This is a genomic window from Roseburia sp. AF25-13LB (assembly GCF_003478915.1).
Classification (GTDB): domain Bacteria; phylum Bacillota; class Clostridia; order Lachnospirales; family Lachnospiraceae; genus Roseburia_C; species Roseburia_C amylophila.
Genome location: NZ_QUFO01000001.1, coordinates 320660 through 339270, shown reverse-complemented (window position 1 = coordinate 339270; position 18611 = coordinate 320660). Strand labels below are relative to the sequence as shown.

At 37.9% G+C, this 18611-nt stretch carries 26 protein-coding genes; 3 read left to right on the top strand and 23 right to left on the bottom strand.

Translation table 11 applies throughout. From position 1 onward, the window contains the following. Window positions 1–35: 35 nt before the first annotated feature. From DWY37_RS01700 to dtd, 10 genes are all read right to left on the bottom strand, one after another. Complete coding sequence (locus tag DWY37_RS01700) at window positions 36–656, bottom strand: zonular occludens toxin domain-containing protein (RefSeq protein WP_118540687.1); 621 nt, start codon at window positions 654–656, stop codon at window positions 36–38. Between the two features lie 12 nt (window positions 657–668). Beyond that, a complete protein-coding gene (locus DWY37_RS01695; protein WP_118540689.1) occupies window positions 669–896 on the bottom strand; it encodes a hypothetical protein in 228 nt (75 codons plus the stop codon). A 10-nt stretch (window positions 897–906) separates the two neighbouring features. Then, window positions 907–1737: a hypothetical protein gene (locus DWY37_RS01690; protein WP_118540691.1), complete on the bottom strand. Its 831-nt coding sequence runs from the start codon at window positions 1735–1737 to the stop codon at window positions 907–909. Then, window positions 1716–2525: a hypothetical protein gene (locus tag DWY37_RS01685; protein ID WP_118540693.1), complete on the bottom strand. Its 810-nt coding sequence runs from the start codon at window positions 2523–2525 to the stop codon at window positions 1716–1718. The genes DWY37_RS01690 and DWY37_RS01685 overlap by 22 nt, the downstream gene beginning before the upstream one ends. A 71-nt stretch (window positions 2526–2596) precedes the next feature. Beyond that, a complete protein-coding gene (locus DWY37_RS15765; protein ID WP_158575630.1) occupies window positions 2597–2761 on the bottom strand; it encodes a hypothetical protein in 165 nt (54 codons plus the stop codon). 152 nt (window positions 2762–2913) lie between these two features. Beyond that, entirely contained in the window at window positions 2914–3087 is a 174-nt protein-coding gene (locus DWY37_RS15760; protein ID WP_158575632.1) for a hypothetical protein, read from the bottom strand. A gap of 8 nt (window positions 3088–3095) precedes the next feature. Further along, complete coding sequence (locus tag DWY37_RS01680) at window positions 3096–3323, bottom strand: hypothetical protein (RefSeq protein ID WP_118540695.1); 228 nt, start codon at window positions 3321–3323, stop codon at window positions 3096–3098. A gap of 2 nt (window positions 3324–3325) precedes the next feature. Then, on the bottom strand, window positions 3326–3490 hold the full coding sequence (locus DWY37_RS15755; RefSeq protein ID WP_158575634.1) for a hypothetical protein: 165 nt from the start codon (window positions 3488–3490) through the stop codon (window positions 3326–3328). Then, the gene (locus DWY37_RS01675) at window positions 3477–4355 is read right to left on the bottom strand and encodes a rolling circle replication-associated protein (RefSeq protein WP_118540697.1); all 879 of its coding nucleotides are present in this window, start codon (window positions 4353–4355) and stop codon (window positions 3477–3479) included. Before DWY37_RS01675 ends, DWY37_RS15755 begins: the two co-directional genes overlap by 14 nt. 328 nt (window positions 4356–4683) lie before the next feature. Next, the gene (gene dtd / locus DWY37_RS01670) at window positions 4684–5133 is read right to left on the bottom strand and encodes a D-aminoacyl-tRNA deacylase (protein ID WP_117699216.1); all 450 of its coding nucleotides are present in this window, start codon (window positions 5131–5133) and stop codon (window positions 4684–4686) included. Window positions 5134–5260: 127 nt separating this feature from the next. On the opposite strand from dtd, the gene DWY37_RS01665 reads away from it, so the two are divergent. Together DWY37_RS01665 and DWY37_RS01660 are read left to right on the top strand one after the other, a co-directional pair. Next, window positions 5261–5989, top strand: coding sequence for a tRNA lysidine(34) synthetase (locus DWY37_RS01665; RefSeq protein WP_118540699.1), 729 nt, complete (start codon window positions 5261–5263; stop codon window positions 5987–5989). After that, window positions 5982–7031 (top strand): tyrosine-type recombinase/integrase, encoded by a 1050-nt coding sequence (locus DWY37_RS01660; RefSeq protein ID WP_118544386.1) that lies wholly within the window; start codon window positions 5982–5984, stop codon window positions 7029–7031. Before DWY37_RS01665 ends, DWY37_RS01660 begins: the two co-directional genes overlap by 8 nt. A 115-nt stretch (window positions 7032–7146) precedes the next feature. On the opposite strand, the gene DWY37_RS01655 is transcribed toward DWY37_RS01660, so the two are convergent. The 3 genes from DWY37_RS01655 to yneA form a co-directional block, all read right to left on the bottom strand. Then, window positions 7147–7860, bottom strand: a complete 714-nt coding sequence (locus DWY37_RS01655; protein ID WP_118057466.1) for a lysophospholipid acyltransferase family protein — start codon at window positions 7858–7860, stop codon at window positions 7147–7149. A gap of 128 nt (window positions 7861–7988) precedes the next feature. Then, window positions 7989–8606 (bottom strand): SGNH/GDSL hydrolase family protein, encoded by a 618-nt coding sequence (locus tag DWY37_RS01650; protein ID WP_118540701.1) that lies wholly within the window; start codon window positions 8604–8606, stop codon window positions 7989–7991. 227 nt (window positions 8607–8833) lie between these two features. Beyond that, window positions 8834–9310: a cell division suppressor protein YneA gene (yneA, locus tag DWY37_RS01645; protein WP_118172572.1), complete on the bottom strand. Its 477-nt coding sequence runs from the start codon at window positions 9308–9310 to the stop codon at window positions 8834–8836. Window positions 9311–9475: 165 nt separating this feature from the next. Between yneA and lexA the strand changes: the two genes are divergently transcribed. Continuing rightward, window positions 9476–10093, top strand: coding sequence for a transcriptional repressor LexA (gene lexA, locus DWY37_RS01640; protein WP_022243831.1), 618 nt, complete (start codon window positions 9476–9478; stop codon window positions 10091–10093). Between the two features lie 154 nt (window positions 10094–10247). Here lexA and rsfS read toward each other — a convergent pair whose 3' ends face one another. From rsfS to DWY37_RS01590, 10 genes are all read right to left on the bottom strand, one after another. Next, the gene (gene rsfS / locus DWY37_RS01635; protein WP_022243832.1) at window positions 10248–10601 is read right to left on the bottom strand and encodes a ribosome silencing factor; all 354 of its coding nucleotides are present in this window, start codon (window positions 10599–10601) and stop codon (window positions 10248–10250) included. After that, window positions 10594–11796 (bottom strand): nicotinate-nucleotide adenylyltransferase, encoded by a 1203-nt coding sequence (gene nadD / locus DWY37_RS16455; RefSeq protein WP_330417530.1) that lies wholly within the window; start codon window positions 11794–11796, stop codon window positions 10594–10596. Before nadD ends, rsfS begins: the two co-directional genes overlap by 8 nt. A gap of 45 nt (window positions 11797–11841) precedes the next feature. Continuing rightward, window positions 11842–12135 carry a ribosome assembly RNA-binding protein YhbY gene (yhbY, locus tag DWY37_RS01625; RefSeq protein WP_118542001.1) on the bottom strand — a complete coding sequence of 98 codons (294 nt, stop codon included), beginning with the start codon at window positions 12133–12135 and terminating at the stop codon, window positions 11842–11844. 6 nt (window positions 12136–12141) lie between these two features. Next, window positions 12142–13431, bottom strand: a complete 1290-nt coding sequence (gene obgE / locus DWY37_RS01620) for a GTPase ObgE (protein WP_117841065.1) — start codon at window positions 13429–13431, stop codon at window positions 12142–12144. Window positions 13432–13580: 149 nt separating this feature from the next. Further along, window positions 13581–13871 carry a 50S ribosomal protein L27 gene (gene rpmA, locus DWY37_RS01615; RefSeq protein WP_022243836.1) on the bottom strand — a complete coding sequence of 97 codons (291 nt, stop codon included), beginning with the start codon at window positions 13869–13871 and terminating at the stop codon, window positions 13581–13583. A 3-nt stretch (window positions 13872–13874) separates the two neighbouring features. Next, on the bottom strand, window positions 13875–14204 hold the full coding sequence (locus tag DWY37_RS01610; protein ID WP_022243837.1) for a ribosomal-processing cysteine protease Prp: 330 nt from the start codon (window positions 14202–14204) through the stop codon (window positions 13875–13877). Between the two features lie 16 nt (window positions 14205–14220). Next, window positions 14221–14526: a 50S ribosomal protein L21 gene (gene rplU / locus DWY37_RS01605; protein ID WP_022243838.1), complete on the bottom strand. Its 306-nt coding sequence runs from the start codon at window positions 14524–14526 to the stop codon at window positions 14221–14223. A 240-nt stretch (window positions 14527–14766) separates the two neighbouring features. Continuing rightward, window positions 14767–16032: a ribonuclease E/G gene (locus DWY37_RS01600; protein ID WP_158575636.1), complete on the bottom strand. Its 1266-nt coding sequence runs from the start codon at window positions 16030–16032 to the stop codon at window positions 14767–14769. Next, entirely contained in the window at window positions 16025–16747 is a 723-nt protein-coding gene (locus DWY37_RS01595) for a TIGR03936 family radical SAM-associated protein (protein WP_117698623.1), read from the bottom strand. The genes DWY37_RS01600 and DWY37_RS01595 overlap by 8 nt, the downstream gene beginning before the upstream one ends. Continuing rightward, a complete protein-coding gene (locus DWY37_RS01590; protein ID WP_118544388.1) occupies window positions 16731–18596 on the bottom strand; it encodes a TIGR03960 family B12-binding radical SAM protein in 1866 nt (621 codons plus the stop codon). Before DWY37_RS01590 ends, DWY37_RS01595 begins: the two co-directional genes overlap by 17 nt. Window positions 18597–18611: the final 15 nt, after the last annotated feature.

Here is an 18611-nt window from a genome sequence, read left to right as displayed (position 1 = left end):
CTGGCATCATGGTGGGGACCCCATGCCCCACCCATTCAACCAGGCGTTGTAAATATGTTATAGGTATCATATAAACTATAGTATTTTTTATGAGCCTTAAAGAATTGACTACCTACCTTTTCTTTCATTGGATACCAGAGTTTAACCGATACAAATAAATTGCCTATGCTGCATATGGATAATACTTTTCCCATCCAACCATAATTAGATACTTTTCTATGGACAAATTCATATTCTATTAGTGAACGTATCTGTCTATCTATCATTCTGTCAAACTGGCTAACCAGAACAATATCATATCCATATTTTCGATGCTGTGTAAAAAATGATAGCCACTCATTACGTCCAGTACGTCCCCAATCCCTTGAATTAAATAGAATCTGACACTCATCAATTACTAATAATATACTACCCTCTTTTGGTCTTTTATTTTTAAATAACTTTTGCGAGTAATCTATAAGTCTTTGCGGTGTCAGTTCCAGATTGTCGATATAACAGAATGAATCATAGAATCTTTTAGCCTTTATCTTCTTATAATTTACATGAACATCAAAATTGCAGATTGTTGGACGCCCGGAACGAATCCTATAATACAACTTTTCCGCTAAGTGTAACGACTTACCAGAACCCGGCGTTCCAGAATATAACGTTATCAAAATACATTCCCCCTATTCTATTGCTTTAATCCATCTTAATACAATCTGATATGCGTAAAACAGACCAATCGCCACAAGCCACGCTTCACCAATTGCAATAATCTGACTTATAGGCAAGAAGTAATTTAGATAGCCTAAGTATGGTAAGTCCTGCATTTTATTTATAAATGTTATAAATGGACTTGTTGGTAAATACTTTAATATCTTATCAAATATACCAGATACTGCTGAAAAATCCATAAAAATCCCCCTATCCTTTTATAATGTTTCGTGTTACCAAAATTAGACCAACAATGAATGTTAGTAATACTCCAGTCCTAAATATTGTTACCAGTGGTCGTACCTTGTTAAAATTTAGATGGAATGTATATTCAAAATTCAACGAATCAACCCTTAGAGTATATTCCCAGTCTGGAGCAACAGGCTTTGCCTTTAATACTTCGAAGCACCGAACCAAATCAAATGGGATACAGAACGGGAAAATAGTTGTCCATCCTTCATACTTTAATTGGTTATCTTTATCATCCGTTGGCGGATCTGGATTAGTTGAATCGTCTATAACATCATCAATTGGAATATCCGTATCAATAACAACATCCCCAACTTTATCAACTGGAGTTACTCCCGGTATAGGTAAATCAATAACTGCGTCACCCTCTGCTACTCCACCAACTGGAATATCTGACACTGGGACATCAATATCACCATTTATAACTCTGTTTCCTGCTTCATCTTCTCCAGCAGTTTGCCCCGGAGTAACAACATCATATGCATCGGGATAAGTTCCACTATTTATCAAATCTAATATAGAATCTGGTACAGACAATCCACCTAAGATATTGGGGAATATAACATCCGGTGCTAAATCTCCACGCACGCCATCTATCGGAATTGTTGAATACAAAACACGCCCCTTACAATTTACGCAATCAATTAATTGCGCTACACCATACTTATTAGTAATACTACCATTAAATAAATATGTACCTTGCGTTGCTTCAATAGCTTTACTTACACCATAACTAGGCGCATAACGATAGATAGGCTTGTTGTCAGTACCTATAGCAACTTGATAAACCATACCATTCCCCGACATTGCATTAATTGTATTATATAGAATCCCATCCGCATTATATATATATCGTAAACCAAGCCACCGGAATAATTATTATAGCCTGCATACCGCCCTTTTACAGTTGCTTTATCCGGCACATTATAGGCAGTAATATAATAATAATATACAGTGCATGGAATGTCAGACCCAGCATATGGATATAATTTAGTTTGATTTGATTGGTATTTATAAATAGTCAACGCGTTAAAATCCGTATCATCATACTTAGCTTTTATCTGCTCCATCTGTGCAGTGGTTAAATACGGTAATTCAATAGAAAGCGTATCTGCAATTGACCCCGGCGTTAATGTTGGATAAGCTTCGTGTGGTTTACTTCCGACCTTTGAACCATCAGTTCCGGCGAACATCTCTGCCGCCCATTCTTTCAACTTATGCCACCCATCCGAGCCAGCATCCATAACAATACGTCCAGTCTCCTGAGCATCTTGTACCACACCATCCAACCAAATATCAAACGTTTCGTCTATTCCATCCATCTCAGAATCAACAGCAGATTTCATGGAACCAAGTATTGAACGAGCATCTTTTTCCATCTCATCATGATTTTCATATACTTCTGCTGCAGTCCATGTAATTCCCAACATACCGAGAAGCGTTCCAACAACTTCACTCAGCGACCATAGAGTATAAGCCCATTCTGCAGCTTGCGTCTCCTGATAGTCACATACAACAGTTGACACAGATAAATATAACGCCATAAATATCATACATATTCTTTTAGCAATTGTTTTCATTATGTTATCTCCTTTAATTCAAAAACTGGCATGGAAAATTCATTCCATGCCAGTCAGTTGCTAAACGCACCTTACGCTTTACCGGTCAACTTCTTAAACACTTTGATGCCGAATGTAACAACCATTACAGCACCAACAATGCCTAATGCGATAGGTAATACGTTAGCAATTGCAGCATTGCAATTGGTAGCAACAGTTGTAAACGCTTCTGTTAATGCAGTCTGAATACCTTCCATTGTTATTTCCTCCTTTTCATGCTTTTTTAAAAAACTTTATAATTCCACCGATTGCAAATGATATAACCTCACATGAGCAACCGAATAGAAAACCGCCTATAATACCCATTCCGAAGATTGTAATTGCACCATAAATATCATATGTTTGCATCTTAATACCTCACCTTATTGAACAATATTCTTGCGATAACCAGTCCACACAATACACCGATTCCGAACAATACACATATAAGCAATACTTCCATGTTTCCTGCATGGGTAATTAAATCACTAGATGCAACTTCTGTAATTGTTTCTGATACTTCTGTACTCAAAACATTTTCCATAGCATCCCCTACTTCACAGTAATATCAGCAACATAAGCCTTGCCATTGTAACCACAGTTATAACTAACAACCAACTCATGACCAACTGATTCTGGCTTAATTTTTTGGGATAAATCATCGAATAAAAATATCTTATCCGTTGATTTACCGATGCATTCTTCGCTTCCATCCTGTTCGACAAAAAGAACCTTGCCTACTTTCTTTTTCATTTCCACATATCCGACTAATTTAACCATCTTTACTGCTCCTCTCCTAATTCGACAATATCTTTTTTGTACTTTTCTAACACACTTGTTATTTCTGGAATAACCACCGCCTCAATGTAAACCGCCTGTGATTGTGTCTTTGCAGATACTATAATCTTAATATCTGCCATCTTTTCATTTTCTTCACTGTTCACCATCTCTCTTCGTCTCCTTTTCTTCATGCTTTCTAAAATATTTATAACTTACATCCAGATAGCCATGAACAGTTTTCTCACGTTCAAAATCTGCGCCGAGAGAATCTGCAACCGTCTGAATAAAATTATCAACTTCTGGTGTATCTATTAATGCGGTACTTACAACAGGCTTGGGTATATTTTGAGAAACATAATAACGTTGTTTTCCTTTGGTAATGGAACACAATTCTTTTGTTATGTATTTGACTATATATGCAGAAGCCTTATAGGTATCAACAATCTTTGTAGCCGTAGAAAATCCATTCTTCCAGCCAGTCAAGTTATAAATGATTTGACCTTTATACCTTTTACCAGAATCAGAAAATTCTATGTTTCCAACACTAGCTATTAATCCATGAACATGCCATGCTCCATCCTTATGCTGTTCTGGAACAATAAGATATTTCAAATCAATAGCTTTTCTTTGCCTGGTATTGTTAAACCACACTCGCACTTTACTCATACAAGCCGTAAAGTCGTAACGGTCAATTTTAATTTTTGAAAATGTAAATGTAACGAAGTATTCCCAATTACATTGACGAGCATATGAATATAACGCCGAGCGAGTACGATTATAGGATGACATCAACGAATGATTCTTTTTACACATTTCATAAAATGCTTCACTCTCTGGTACATAGCGTTGCATTTTTTCTGTAAACGGATTATATACATATTCCGCATTATCCTTATAAAGCGTATCATTTGCACTAAGAACATCATCAATATAAGCAGTCTCTCCATCAATACGAGTACGAACCCCCTGTGCGTAATGTAAAATTTCTATTTGACCGTTTTCATACTCTATAATCTTAATGTTGTAAGCCATGTTTCCTCCAAATGATTGAGTTGTGTTGCCATAGTCAAGTAGGGGCAACACCTTTCCACCCGAAAGGTTGTCGAAAATATGAGCATAAAAATAGACAACCTCGTTTTTTTACGAGATTGTCTATAAAAAACACGAACAATATATCTATATCGCAAAACACCCATTTTGCAAATAATTTGTAACCGCCACGCTCAAAGGTCGGAATCAAAACTTCGCATGGCACAAATTATCGCTTCGGCTTTGCCTACGCTTTCGCAAAACTACGTTCTTGTTTTGCGAATAGATAGCTTACACCCTATATATACCATACTAACGCACAAAGCAGATTTTACATCAAGTCTTTTGAATCTAATATAATTGTAAATGGACCGTCATTCAGCAAAGTTATCTTCATATCGGCTCCAAAGGAACCAGTTTGTACATCTGGAACTTCGTCACGACATTTTCCAATGATATATTCATATAATTCGTTAGCTTTTTCTGGATTACCTGCATTTACAAAGGACGGTCGATTTCCCTTACGGCAATCTGCATATAATGTAAATTGTGAAACTAACAAAAGGGATCCATTTACATCCTTTAGACTTAAATTTGTCTTGCCATTCTCATCTGCAAAAATCCTTAATCCCAATAGCTTTTTAACTAATTTATCTGCAATTTCTTCATTATCATCCTCAGCAATTCCGATTAATACCAGGTAGCCATTCTGAATGGAACCAATAATTTTCTGTTCAACTTCAACTTTGGCATGTGTAACACGCTGTATTACGAATTTCATTCTTCTAAAATTCCTTTCATTACATATTCTCTTATCCTATTATATATGTAAAGACATAGATTTTCCAGTAGTTTTCATGTATAATGTATTCGTAAAACACAATGAACACAAAACCTGGAGGCTATTCATGAAACTTCAAAAATTATATAGTTATACCAGAAAGGCAATGGATGATTTTCAGATGATTAAGGAAAATGATTCTATTGCGGTTGGTATTTCCGGAGGAAAAGACAGTCTTACGCTGTTATATGCCCTGGCTGGTTTACGCAGATTTTATCCGGTGCACTACTCTCTTACTGCCATAACAGTTGATTTGGGATATCCGGATTTTGATTTAACAGAAATCAAAGCATTGTGTCAGAAGCTGGATGTGCCATATCATATTATTCCAACACAGATTGGGGCAATTATAAAAGAGCAGAACAAAAAGAATAGCCCCTGCTCTCTTTGTGCAAAGCTTCGTAAAGGAGCATTGAATCATGCTGTCATTGAGCTTGGCTGCAACAAAGTTGCTTATGCGCATCATAAAGATGATATCATAGAAACTATGTTACTTTCGCTTATGTTCGAGGGAAGATTTTATACATTTCCTCCTGTTACACATCTCGACCGTAGCAATCTCGATGTTATCCGGCCACTGATGTATGTTCCGGAAGTCGATGTAATTGGTTTTAAAAATCATTACAATCTTCCTGTTGTTAAAAATCCATGTACATTTGATGGAAAAACAAAGCGTCAGTATGCCAAAGATTTATTACAACAGCTTAATAAAGATCATCCTGGTGTAAAGAACCGTTTATTTACAGCAATTTTAAATGGGAATATTCCAGACTGGAGGCAATTATCCAATGAATGAAAAGGCATATTATGAATCAGTAAATACAAAAAATGAATTAAAGTTACGTGAACTTCAGAAGGAGCTGCCCCCCTTCTGCCGAGAGTTTTTTATCGGAATGAAGGCGTCTGTTTCGTCCCGGACCCTATTGGCTTATGCATATGATTTAGGTATATTTTTTGATTTTATACATCAGAATAATCCCATTTGTGCGAAAAAGCCGGTAAATGAATTCACTATCGATTTGTTAGACCAGATTTCGCCTATGGATATTGAGGAATATCTTGATTATTTAAGGGTCTATGAAAAAAATGGTGTTGCGCATACCAATGATGAAAGAGGCATTTCACGTAAACTGGCAAGCTTACGAAGCTTTTATAATTACTATTTCTGTAAAGAAATGATAACAAAAAATCCTGCACAGCTTGTCCGGATGCCAAAAAAACACGAAAAAACCATAACGAGACTTGATGTAGATGAAGTTGCTATGCTGTTAGATGAAGTTGAATCTGGTGAAAAATTAACCGAACGCCAGCAAAAGTTTCATGAACAGACCAAATGTCGTGACCTTGCAATTATGACATTGCTTTTAGGAACAGGAATCCGTGTTTCTGAATGTGTGGGACTTGATATCACAGATGTAGACTTTCGTAACAACGGAATCAAAGTACATCGAAAAGGTGGTGCAGAAGTCGTTGTATACTTCGGTGATGAGGTTCGCACTGCTCTTTTGAATTATCTGGAAGAAAGAAATACCATTGAAGCTGTGGAGGGAAGCACCAATGCCCTCTTCCTTTCCCTGCAGAAGAAACGAATCGGTGTCCGAGCAGTAGAAAATCTGGTAAAAAAATACTCGAAATTAATTACCACGATGAAGAATATTACACCGCATAAACTGAGAAGTACCTATGGAACGTCACTATATCGCGAAACAGGCGATATTTACCTGGTGGCTGATGTCTTAGGCCATAAAGATGTAAATACCACGAAAAAGCATTATGCGGCCTTAGAGGACGAACGACGAAAAACCGCTCCAAAATATATTCACTTACGGGATGAGTAAAAATAGAAAAATAAGTAATATATTATAAAAAAGTAAAACAGTTTCCATTTTGGCATTATAAAAGTAGGTATATATTATAACCACCATCTTGGAAACTGTTTTTAAATAATAAATCTTATAAAATACTTGATATCTTATCCTGAATCCGCTGTTTTACTAATTCGGCAATTTCTTTGGATTTCATATCTTTATACTCTTCGTAATAAATCGGCTCCAAATAATGAACCTGTGTAGTAATTGGCCACAGATAAAAACTGTTAAAGACTTTGTAGGAATCAATCAGCGCAATTGGTACAATTGGTACATGTGCTTTTATTGCAGATTTAAAACTACCCGCTTTAAAATCACAGACACGATTACGGTTATTGAATTCGTAACCACCTTCCGGAAAAAGAATGTATTTCTTTCCGTTCTTTACATCTTCTGAAACTTCGGTAATAATTTTCAAAGCCTGACGGACATTATCTTTTATTAAACGCTTACCCTGAAGTAAGTCAACAAATTCGCTTACCAGAATGGTATGGGATTTTGCTTCGTCCATAACAAGGGAACATGGTTCCTTATGAGTGCTTATGATACCAAGAGCATCATATTTACCCTGATGATTCGGATACATAACATATCCACCTTCTTTTGGAAGATTTTCTTCGCCATAGGCTACAGTCTTGATTTTACCGGAACGCTTCATTAAATAAATGACATGACGAACCAGTTTATATCGTTCCTCTTCCGAATATTTTTCCGGATGATCTGCCCACTTTCTCATTTTCGGTATAATATATGGGGCTCGAAAAAGATTCATTATAATAACATATATAAAACGTAACATTTTCTAACTCCTTGATATTTTAATCTTGTACTATGCGTAAAATAATACATAACTATTATACCACATTCCGAAAATTCGACAACTATTCTTTCTTTTCTGATAAATTTTATTTTAAATTTCTTAGCATATTATGCTGCAATCACTTTAAGGACTGCTTCTGCCAGCTTCTGATGTCCCTCTTCATTTAAATGTTCTCTATCAGCACTGCTTGGTGCTGCAATATCAGATGCAGCAAGAAAATCGCAATTGTATTTTAGGGCAATTCTTTGATAAACGGATTTTAATTTTTTAGATACTTCAACAGATTTTTGATTAAATTCAGGATCAAACTCCGGCTCCCAAACTCCTTCTCCCAATTGGATTGGAGAAATTAACAAAATACGGGTATCTGAATCAATTTTCCGGATCTGTTTTAATAATTGTTCTATTCCAAGTCCGATTACTTCTGCTGATGCATGATATAAGCTTTTGCAGTCATTCGTTCCTAACATAAGAACAACCCGGTCAATTGGAGCGTGGCTTTCTAACAGTGTCGGAAGTAAGGCAGCCCCCTTCCGTCCCTCTCTTAGCTCATCTTCAAAGACGGTGGTTCTACCGCATAAACCTTCTTCTATAATACGATAACCTTTTTCATATAAATGTTGTTCTAAAAGACCTGTCCATCTGGTATCACGTCCATATCTCTCTTTTGTGCCAGGAATTAAACCGTAAGTATTTGAATCACCAAAGCATAATATTTCTTTCATAGTAAACCTCCATTTGTCTAAAATAATGTAATTTGATATATGTAGTTGAAAATAATACTTTTTCTAATTTCCTACTATATTAATATGGTTACTATGAAAAGTCAATATAAAATTAAAAATAATATTTAAAATAGCATTAAAACAAAATCTCTTCTTGTATATCTTATTTATCCAGAAAGGTATCTAATTTATCTAAAAGCGTTCTGTGTTCTGTCATATCTGAAATCCTATTTAAATTCACTGGAAGAATAAGAAACAGTAAGGTACTCTCCCGCATGGATGGTATCACTGGTCAACTGGTTCATCTCCTTTACTTCTTCGATATAAGAGGCATAATCGGCATCATCATCTGCATATTGCTCTGCAATCGTCCAGAGAGTATCCCCTTTCTGTACTTCAATGCTGGTATAATATTTATAGGTATTTACCTCATTGGAAGCTTTGCTCTGTGAAGAAGCAAGCAGGTTGCTTCCTAAAATAACACCAAGGATGGTTAAAAGCACTGCCAGAAAAGAAATAATAAGATATCTTTGAATCTGGCACACATATGCTTTGTTTCTTCCTCCGTTTGCACGAATTGCCATCGTACGATTCGATGTATACTGAGTTCCATCCATATCTCTGCGCCTGTTGTCCATTCTATTTCCCCTTCCGTAGTATTCTTTATATTCGTTGTATCCATATACTCTATTATCACGATTCATTGTTTTGTCTCCTTTCGAACGTCTGTTGCGAACATTTGTTTATATATGCATTATATATAGGGAACATTCGTTTGTCAAGAAGAAAAGCGAACAAATTTTCGGAATATGTGTTTGCTTTTTCTGCGAACATATGTTAGACTTAAAATATAAAAAGGAGGTAATGAGATGGCATACGGAAAAATCAGTTCAAAACAAAAGGAAATTCTTGAATATATTAAACAGGAAATTTTAAATAAAGGATACCCACCTGCTGTTCGTGAAATTTGTGAAGCAGTTAATCTGAAATCAACTTCTTCGGTTCATTCTCATCTGGAAACTCTTGAGAAGAATGGATATATCAGACGTGACCCTACGAAGCCAAGAGCAATTGAGATCATTGATGACAGCTTTAATTTAACCAGACGTGAGGTTGTTAATGTTCCTATGGTAGGAAGTGTTGCTGCAGGACAGCCGATTCTTGCAGTAGAAAATATTACCAGCTATTTTCCTATTCCGGCAGAGTTTATGCCAAATGCAGAAAGCTTTATGCTTCGAGTTAAGGGAGAAAGTATGATTAATGCAGGTATTTTCGATGGGGATAATGTTCTTGTAAAGCGTCAGTCTACTGCATCTAATGGTGATATTGTGGTTGCTCTTGTAGATGATTCTGCAACGGTTAAGACCTTTTATAAGGAGGATGGTTATTATCGTCTGCAGCCAGAAAATGATTCCATGGATCCAATTATTGTGAAAGAATGTTCTATTCTTGGAAAGGTATTCGGCGTATTCCGTTTCCTGGCTTAGTAATAATTTCAGGCTTATTAAGTAAGTATATTTTAGAAAGAAGGCGCTACCATACAGACTGTGTTTGTACGATAGTGCCTTCCTGATATGCACATCTTATTATATAACTTTTTATATATACCTTTTCATAATATACTTCTTAACTATATATTTCTTAAAGTTCTTCCGGGTCAATATCTTTTCCATCTCTCCAGATGCGCTCTAAATCGTAGAAGAGACGATCTTCTTTTGAGAAGATATGAACGATAATATCACTGTAGTCCATCAGAATCCAGCTGGAACGCTGATTTCCTTCAATCTGTTTTGCATGATAACCGGCTTTATATAACTGTTCATCTACGCTGTCCTGCATAGCCTGTAACTGGTTGGCATTACTTCCACTGGCGATAATAAAATAATCTGCGATAACAGATATTTCACTGATATCAATAATACGGATATCTTCTGCCTTCTTTTCCGATAAAGCCTGATATGCAAGCTTCGCCATTTCTTTCGACTGTTTATTCATGAGAACCTCCTGTATAGTAATGATATGTTTCAATTGTCATTGGATCGATATTTTTATCATTTTTACTGCCATTGAGATAATGAATGGTATCACTTAAAATCATTTTCAGTGCTTCATCTAAATCTTCAAAGGATGTTTTTCTGATTTCTTTTAGGTTTGCTGCTTTATCCCGTTTTGGTTCGATATAATCAGCAATAAATACGATTTTATCCAGTGTATTCATTGCCGGTGCCCCGGTGGTATGAACAGAAATTGCATGAAGAATCTCTTCGTCCTCTACTTCATATAATACTCTGGCAAGAAATGCGCCGACTTTAGCATGAAGTAAAAATGGATTATCCTTTTCCACCTGTGTAATCGGAATGTTATTCTTTGCACATATTTTTAACTTTTTTTCATTTGGAATACACTTGGCACAATCGTGGAGCAGACCTGCAAGCTGAGCCTTTTCCATATCATAATCATTTGCCATGGCAAGACAGGCCGAGGTATACATAACCCCTAAAGTATGCTCATAACGGTCTTTATCCAGTTCTTTTTTTAATGCTTTTTTTATCTTATTAAATCTTTCGTTCATTGGTGTCTGGCCTTCATCCTCCTGATATAAACACTGGTGGGCAATATATTCTTCCACTTCCGGTGTGACAAGGTAACGTATCGGTTCCCCTTTTGCCACACGTTCCCGGATATTATGAGAAGAAACGGAAACATTTGGTGTGATAATCGGCCTTATATCCGCCTCATAGAGCCGCTTTAACTCCGCAGCCTTATTCTTTATCTGGTTCATATCCAAATCGTCTCTGATGGCAACTAAGAGCGTTGCAAGACGGCAAATTTCTGCCGGCTCCATCCATTTATCCAGATAATCAAGGGAATCTGCTCCCATAATAAAATAGAGTTCCCAGTCTGGATAGGTTCGGTGAAGCTCCTGCAGCGTCAGATACGTATAGCTGGTGCGGGCTGCATTAATCTCCATGGCCGAAAAATAAAAATCCGGATTATTTTTAATCGACAGGCGAATCATCTCCAGCCGGTGGGCAGACTGTTCAATCTCTTTATCATCCTTATGAGGCGAATGTCCCGTTGGAATAAAAAGAATCTGGTCTAAATGATATTGTGTTACCGCATTCTGTGCAATAATCAGATGCCCGATATGAATCGGATCAAAGGTTCCGCCAATAATTCCAATACGCACTTTCTTCAATCTTCTACCACCCTTCCAAGGTATAAAAGCTTTCGTTTATAACAATTCAATCTTTGGATATTTCTTTGATTTACGGTAAAGAACGATTTTTTTACCGGTTACCGCAACCACCTGTGCATGCGTACGTTCAGCAATCATTTCACCTAATTCACGCGGGTCATCAGCACAGTTTTTTAATACAGAAATCTTAATCAATTCCCGTTTTTCAATAGCATCATCTATTGCAGAAATAATTTCCGGTGTAAGAGATGCCTTTCCAATCTGGAAAATTGGATTTATCGTACTTGCCATTCCTCTTAAATGGGAACGCTGCTTACTCGTTAATTCCATAATGATTTACTCCTTATAATAATCGAATTCAAGTCCATACATACGGACGGTGTCACCTTCCTGAATACCCTTAGCCTCTAATTCCTTTAAAATTCCCTGTTCTTTTAAGAATTTCTGGAAGAAAAGGAAACCTTTCTCTGAATCAATATTGGTGTAACCCAGCATTTTATCAATCTTAGGACCTTCTACAACATAAGCACCATCTTCCGGATCAACCTCAATGGTATAAGGTTCACCCTCTAATGCTCTGGAATCCGGGAAGAATTCCTGTTCATAGATGACCGGAGTATCGTCCATTTCATCTAAAAGACTCTTCACATAAAACATTAACTCACGGACACCCTGACGGCTGACCGCAGAAATTGGAAACACTTTAATGCCGGATGGTTCAAAGGTTTCTTTTAATTTCTCAATTATTTCATTATTGCCTTCATAAATAGCATCAATTTTATTGGCTGCAATAACCTGAGGTTTCTTTAACAATTCAGGGTTAAAGGATTCCAGCTCCTGATTGATGGCATGAATATCTGCAATCGGATCTCTGCCTTCTGTTCCGGCAGCATCCACGACATGAATGATAACCTTGGTTCGCTCTATATGCTTTAAGAATTCATGTCCAAGGCCAATTCCTTCGGATGCCCCTTCAATCAGCCCCGGAATATCAGCCATGACAAATCCGGCACCTTCGCCTAAATCAACGACACCAAGAATCGGATTTAAAGTTGTAAAATGATAATTTGCAATCTTTGGTGTTGCATTGGTGGAACTGGATAATAAAGTTGATTTTCCCACATTTGGGAAGCCGACTAAACCAACGTCAGCAATTACTTTAAGTTCCAGTCGAACTTCAAGTTCCAATGCTTCCTGCCCCGGCTGGGCATATTTCGGTGCCTGCATGGAAGAGGTTGCAAAATGCTGATTGCCAAGTCCACCCTTTCCACCGGTTAAAATAATCTGTCTTTTATTCTCACCGGACATATCTGCAATTACCTTATCGGTAGCTGCATCACGGATAATGGTTCCGGCAGGAACATGGATGACAAGGTCTTCACCCTTTTTTCCGTGGCAGTTTCGTTTTTTTCCTTCTTCTCCGTTTTCTGCAGCCCATTTGTGTTTATGACGAAAATCATTTAATGTATTCATGCTGTCATCTACTTCAAAGATGATATCACCACCTTTTCCACCATCGCCACCGTCCGGGCCGCCATCCGGAACATATTTTTCACGGCGGAAGCTCACATGACCGTTGCCGCCTTTTCCTGATTTTATAATAATTTTTGCACTATCGGCAAACATAATTTTCTACCTCATTATTGATTGTGATTAAATATCAGTTACTGTAATCAAATGATACTTTAATTGTTTCTAAATTACTTCAAGTTAAAATATAGTTTCCTATAAGTGAAAATAGACCCGGCGCTTTCGTGTCGGGTCTATCATGCATCTTATTCGTTTGTTGCTACTGGATAAACAGAAGCCTGTTTCTTATCTCTGCCTTTTCTTTCAAATCTAAGAACACCGTCTGTTAATGCGAATAAAGTATCATCTCCGCCGATACCAACGTTAACGCCTGGATGAATCTTTGTTCCACGCTGTCTGTATAAAATGTTACCAGCCTTAACGAACTGTCCGTCTGCTCTTTTTGCACCTAATCTCTTGGATTCAGAATCTCTACCGTTCTTAGTAGAACCAACTCCCTTTTTATGAGCAAAAAACTGAAGGTTCATATTCAACATGTTCTACACCTCCTTGAAGTTTAAAATGATGTAATCATTTCCATAATTGTTTTGTATTCCCTGTAAGCCTAAAACCATTGTGTCCAAAAGTAACTTTGCATCATGTCCTGCCGGCTGCTCAAAAGATACGGAAATCAATCCGGTCTCTTCGTCCTGATTGGTCTTGAACTGTTCTTTTGTGAACATTCCAAGGGCATTGATTGTATTAATCACAAGAACCGAAATTCCTGCACATACAATATCCTCTCCGGCATCTGCATATTCAGCATGTCCGACACAGGAAAAAGCAAGATACTCTTGTTTCTGGTTTCGAAAAATCGTTATTTTTGTCATAACAATTTCCTATCGATTACGCATTAATTTTTTCGATTTTCACCTGTGTGAACGCCTGTCTATGACCGTTCTTCTTGTGATAGCCGGTTTTTCTCTTATACTTGTAAACGATAACTTTCTTAGCTCTGCCTTCTTTTACTACAGAAGCTTCTACAGTTGCGTTAGCTGCGTCTGCACCAACTTTTAATCCGTTGTCAGATACTGCTAAAACCTGATCGAAAGTTACTTTCTCACCAGCCTCAACACCAAGCTTTTCAATGGTAATGATATCGCCTTCAGATACTTTGTACTGTTTACCACCTGTTGCTATAATTGCGTACATATGGCACCTCCTATTATCATTACTCGCCAGTTGTGGTGCTATCCTTACGATAGACTTATACCTCACTGTGCGGCATACTGTTGTATCATAGCACACGAATTACGATTCGTCAACTATTTCACGCTATAATTTTAATTATTTTTCAGGTACCATTATTTTTCAGGTACTTTCCGGGTATTGTATTCAGATATTTCTTTGCATATCTTGATAGATACCTTGATGTGGCTTTTGCAGCTGCTATCATCTTAGCTGAGCCACCTGCTCCAAAAGGGTCTTACGCTCCTTCTTCCGGGTCAGCTCCACTAAGCCAAGCTTTGTAATATCCACAAGCCGTACCGGAACCGGGTCTTCTTTTAAGGATAACCGGAACTGGTGCATCAGCTCTTTTCTTTGCTCTTCTTTTGCCATATTGATGAAATCCACAATGACAATTCCTGAAATATTACGAAGCCGGAGCTGTCTTGAAATCTCTGCAGCAGCTTCTAAATTAATCTTATAATAATATTCTTCTGCATTTTTTCCGGAAGTATTCTTTCCACTGTTTACATCGATAACTGTCAGAGCTTCCGTTGGCTGAATGATAAGATAAGCACCGGACTTCATCCAGACCCGTTCCGATATTGCACGCTGTATCTGCGTCTCAAAGGAATAAAGGGTTCCTAATGAAATGGCATCATTTTCATAGAACCGTATCTTAGATAAAATATCAGGATTTCCGGCATAAAGCTGTTGAAGCTCTTCATAGATATTCTTATCATCCGTAATAATTTCACCAAGCTCTTCCTGGTAAAGGTGATTGATGGCATTTTCATAAAATTTCTTTGGCAGCATCAGAATGCTGTAACAGGTACGAAAATGAAAAGTTGCAGCTAACTTCTGATAGTCAGATAAAAGTTTCCGGTATTCTGTTTCCAATTCTTCCGGAGAAGCTCCTGCCGCATTGGTTCTTACGATAAGACTATGCGGCTTTCTTTTTTCTTTCTGTCCGGCATTCTGCTTTGTATCGGTAACTGCTTCTTTTTCAAAAAGCCGCATCTGCTCGAAAAGCTGTACCTGACTGCTTAACCTTTCTTTTTCATCCGCACTTAATTTAGAAGAAATGGCAAGGGAACGGTTTTCATTTGTCAGAACAAAATATTTTCCGGCAAGGGAAAGCTTGGTATCTGCAATGGGATACTTGGTCTTGATCGCCTCTTTGGTAATCTGCACCACAAGTTCATCCCCTTCGGTCAGCTTTCCGCTTCTGCACTGCTTCGAAAACCAGGCATCTTTTATATGTGCTGTTTCCAGATAACAGGTTACTCCCTTTGCAATGTCCACAAAAGCGGCATCTAAGTTCGCGGCAATCTTTTTTACCCTGGCAATACAAATTATTCCCGGTACAACCTGATTTTCTTCGGATAACGGATGAAATGCAATTTCCCTAAACTTGTCCTTTTCATCTAACAGTGCCGTAAAATAGGAGTCGCCTACATAATGCTGCCTTGTAATGATAAATTTATTCAAGAATGTCATCTCCCATTTCATCCAATGCAATCAGAGTGCCGTCTTCTTTTCGGGCATATACGTCCACACGATGAATCTGAAACTGCATTTCGTTATAAGGAAGTTCCAGATACCGGTAAAAGGCTTCTAACAAAAGCTCTGGTTTTACATTATCTACGCTTCCTGTAGATACTTTAAGATAAAAGAATGGACAGCCATCTGCTTCCTCAACCTGAAAATCATATACCAGCTGCTTTAAGTCCATGACTTTTTCGCTTTTTTTCGTCTTTTTCGTAACCAGAATCTCCGGAGCATCTTCATAAAATGCTTTTACTTTACCTTTCAATTCATCCAAAGTGAATGGACAATTTCCTTTATCCTTATAAAATACGTTATAGTCTGCTGCTGCAACAATGGACATCGCTGTTTTTGCATGCTCTGGCAGCATCCGGTAAGATACGATTTCAACACCTTCCACCATGGTATCATTTAAAGCCTTAACGGATTCAATTGAACTTCTGGTAGAATGTACTTCAATATCAAGATATTCTCCATCACTGGTGATTCCAACTCCCAGCGGTGCCGCAAAAGACATAATCTGATGCGGGGAAAATCCCTCGGAATATGCAATATCAATCTCAGCACGACGCATTGCTTTCTGGAAATAGCGCATCATATCAAGGTGTCCGATAAATTTCATTACACCATATTTTCGAAATTTAATTCTTATTTTCAAAGCAGACACCTCCCTTAAACTGAGCAGCTCCACAGCCCTGACACTGCATCCGGCAGTTTGGAGTTACTTCTTCTTTTCTGGCACGTTCCCATTCGCGGATTAAGAACTTTTTCGAAACGCCATCATCAATAAAATCCCATGGGAAAATTTCATCCAGAGGACGTTCCCGCATGGTATAGAAATCGGTATCGATGCCACATTCCGCAAAAGCCTCTACCCAGCGGTTATTATCAAAAAATTCCGTCCAGGCATCAAAGATACCACCTTTTTCATAAACCTTAAGCAAAGCAGGGGCAATCCGGCGGTCTCCTCTTGCAAGAATACCCTCTAATACCGTAACATCTGCTTCATGCCAGTTATACTTGATGCTCTTGCGGTTTAACTGTTCTTTTACAGCATCATTTACCACCTTGGCTCTGCCAAGATAGCTGTCCTTATCATACATTCTCGCCCACTGGAATGGAGTAAATGGCTTTGGTACAAAGAAAGAGGTACTGATAGTAATCTGACATTTTCCATTCCGCTCTTCCTTTGGAATTTCATAATAACGGACTGCAATTTTATTGGCAAGTTCTGCTATGGCACGCATATCATCTTCCGTCTCGGTCGGAAGTCCTAGCATGAAATAAAGCTTTACTTTATTCCAGCCGCCTTCAAACGCCATTCCGGCACCATTTAAAATCACCTCTTCCGTCAGTCCTTTATTAATAACATTACGAAGACGCTGGGAACCGGCTTCCGGAGCAAAGGTAAGGCTGCTCTTTCTGATATCCTGCACTTTTCCCATAACATCTAAGGAAAATGCATCAATACGAAGAGATGGCAGAGAAATATTTACGCCTTTATCCTTAAAGTTATCAATCAGGAAATTAACCAGTTCTTCCAGTTGCGAATAATCACTGGAACTTAAAGAACTTAAAGAAATCTCTTCATGTCCGGTATTCTTTAACATTTCATAAGCATAATGTTTTAAGACTTCTACATCTTTTTCACGGACCGGACGGTAAATCATTCCTGCCTGACAGAAACGGCAGCCGCGGATACAGCCACGCTGAATCTCTAATACCACACGATCCTGGGTTGCTTTAATAAAAGGAACAACCGGTTTCTCCGGGTAAACAGAATGGGACATATCCATCTGAATCTGTTTCTTTACCGTTGCCGGCACCTCCTCATATTTTGGTGTAAAGGATGCAATCGTTCCATCTTCTTTATAAGCCACCTCATACATGGAAGGCACATAGATTCCAGGAATAGACGCTGCACGGCGTAAGAATTCCTTTCTGCTGGCCTTTTCTTTCCTGCACTGCTTATACAGCGTAAATAATTCCGTATAAGAAATTTCGCCTTCTCCGATATAGAACAAATCAAAGAAATCTGCAATCGGCTCCGGATTATAGCTGCAAGGACCGCCACCGATTACAATCGGGTCATCTTCTTTTCGCTCAGAAGACAGCATGGCAATCTGGGATAAATCAAGAATCTGTAAAATATTGGTATAGCACATCTCATACTGGATGGTAATACCAAGGAAATCAAAATCCTTAATCGGCTCCTGACTTTCCAGTGCAAATAAAGGAATATTTTTTTCTTTCATAATCTTGTGTAAATCCGGCCACGGAGAATAAACCCGTTCGCAGTATACATCATCCCGTTTATTAAACATATCATATAAAATCTGAATGCCCAGGTGAGACATTCCGATTTCATAGACATCCGGAAAACACATTGCAAAACGGATGTCAACATCCTTCGGATTCTTCTTTACCATGTTCAGCTCGTTTCCGATATAACGGGCCGGTTTATCAATTGTTAAAAGTATTTCATCACTTAATGCTAAAGTGTTCATCTGGTACCTCAATCA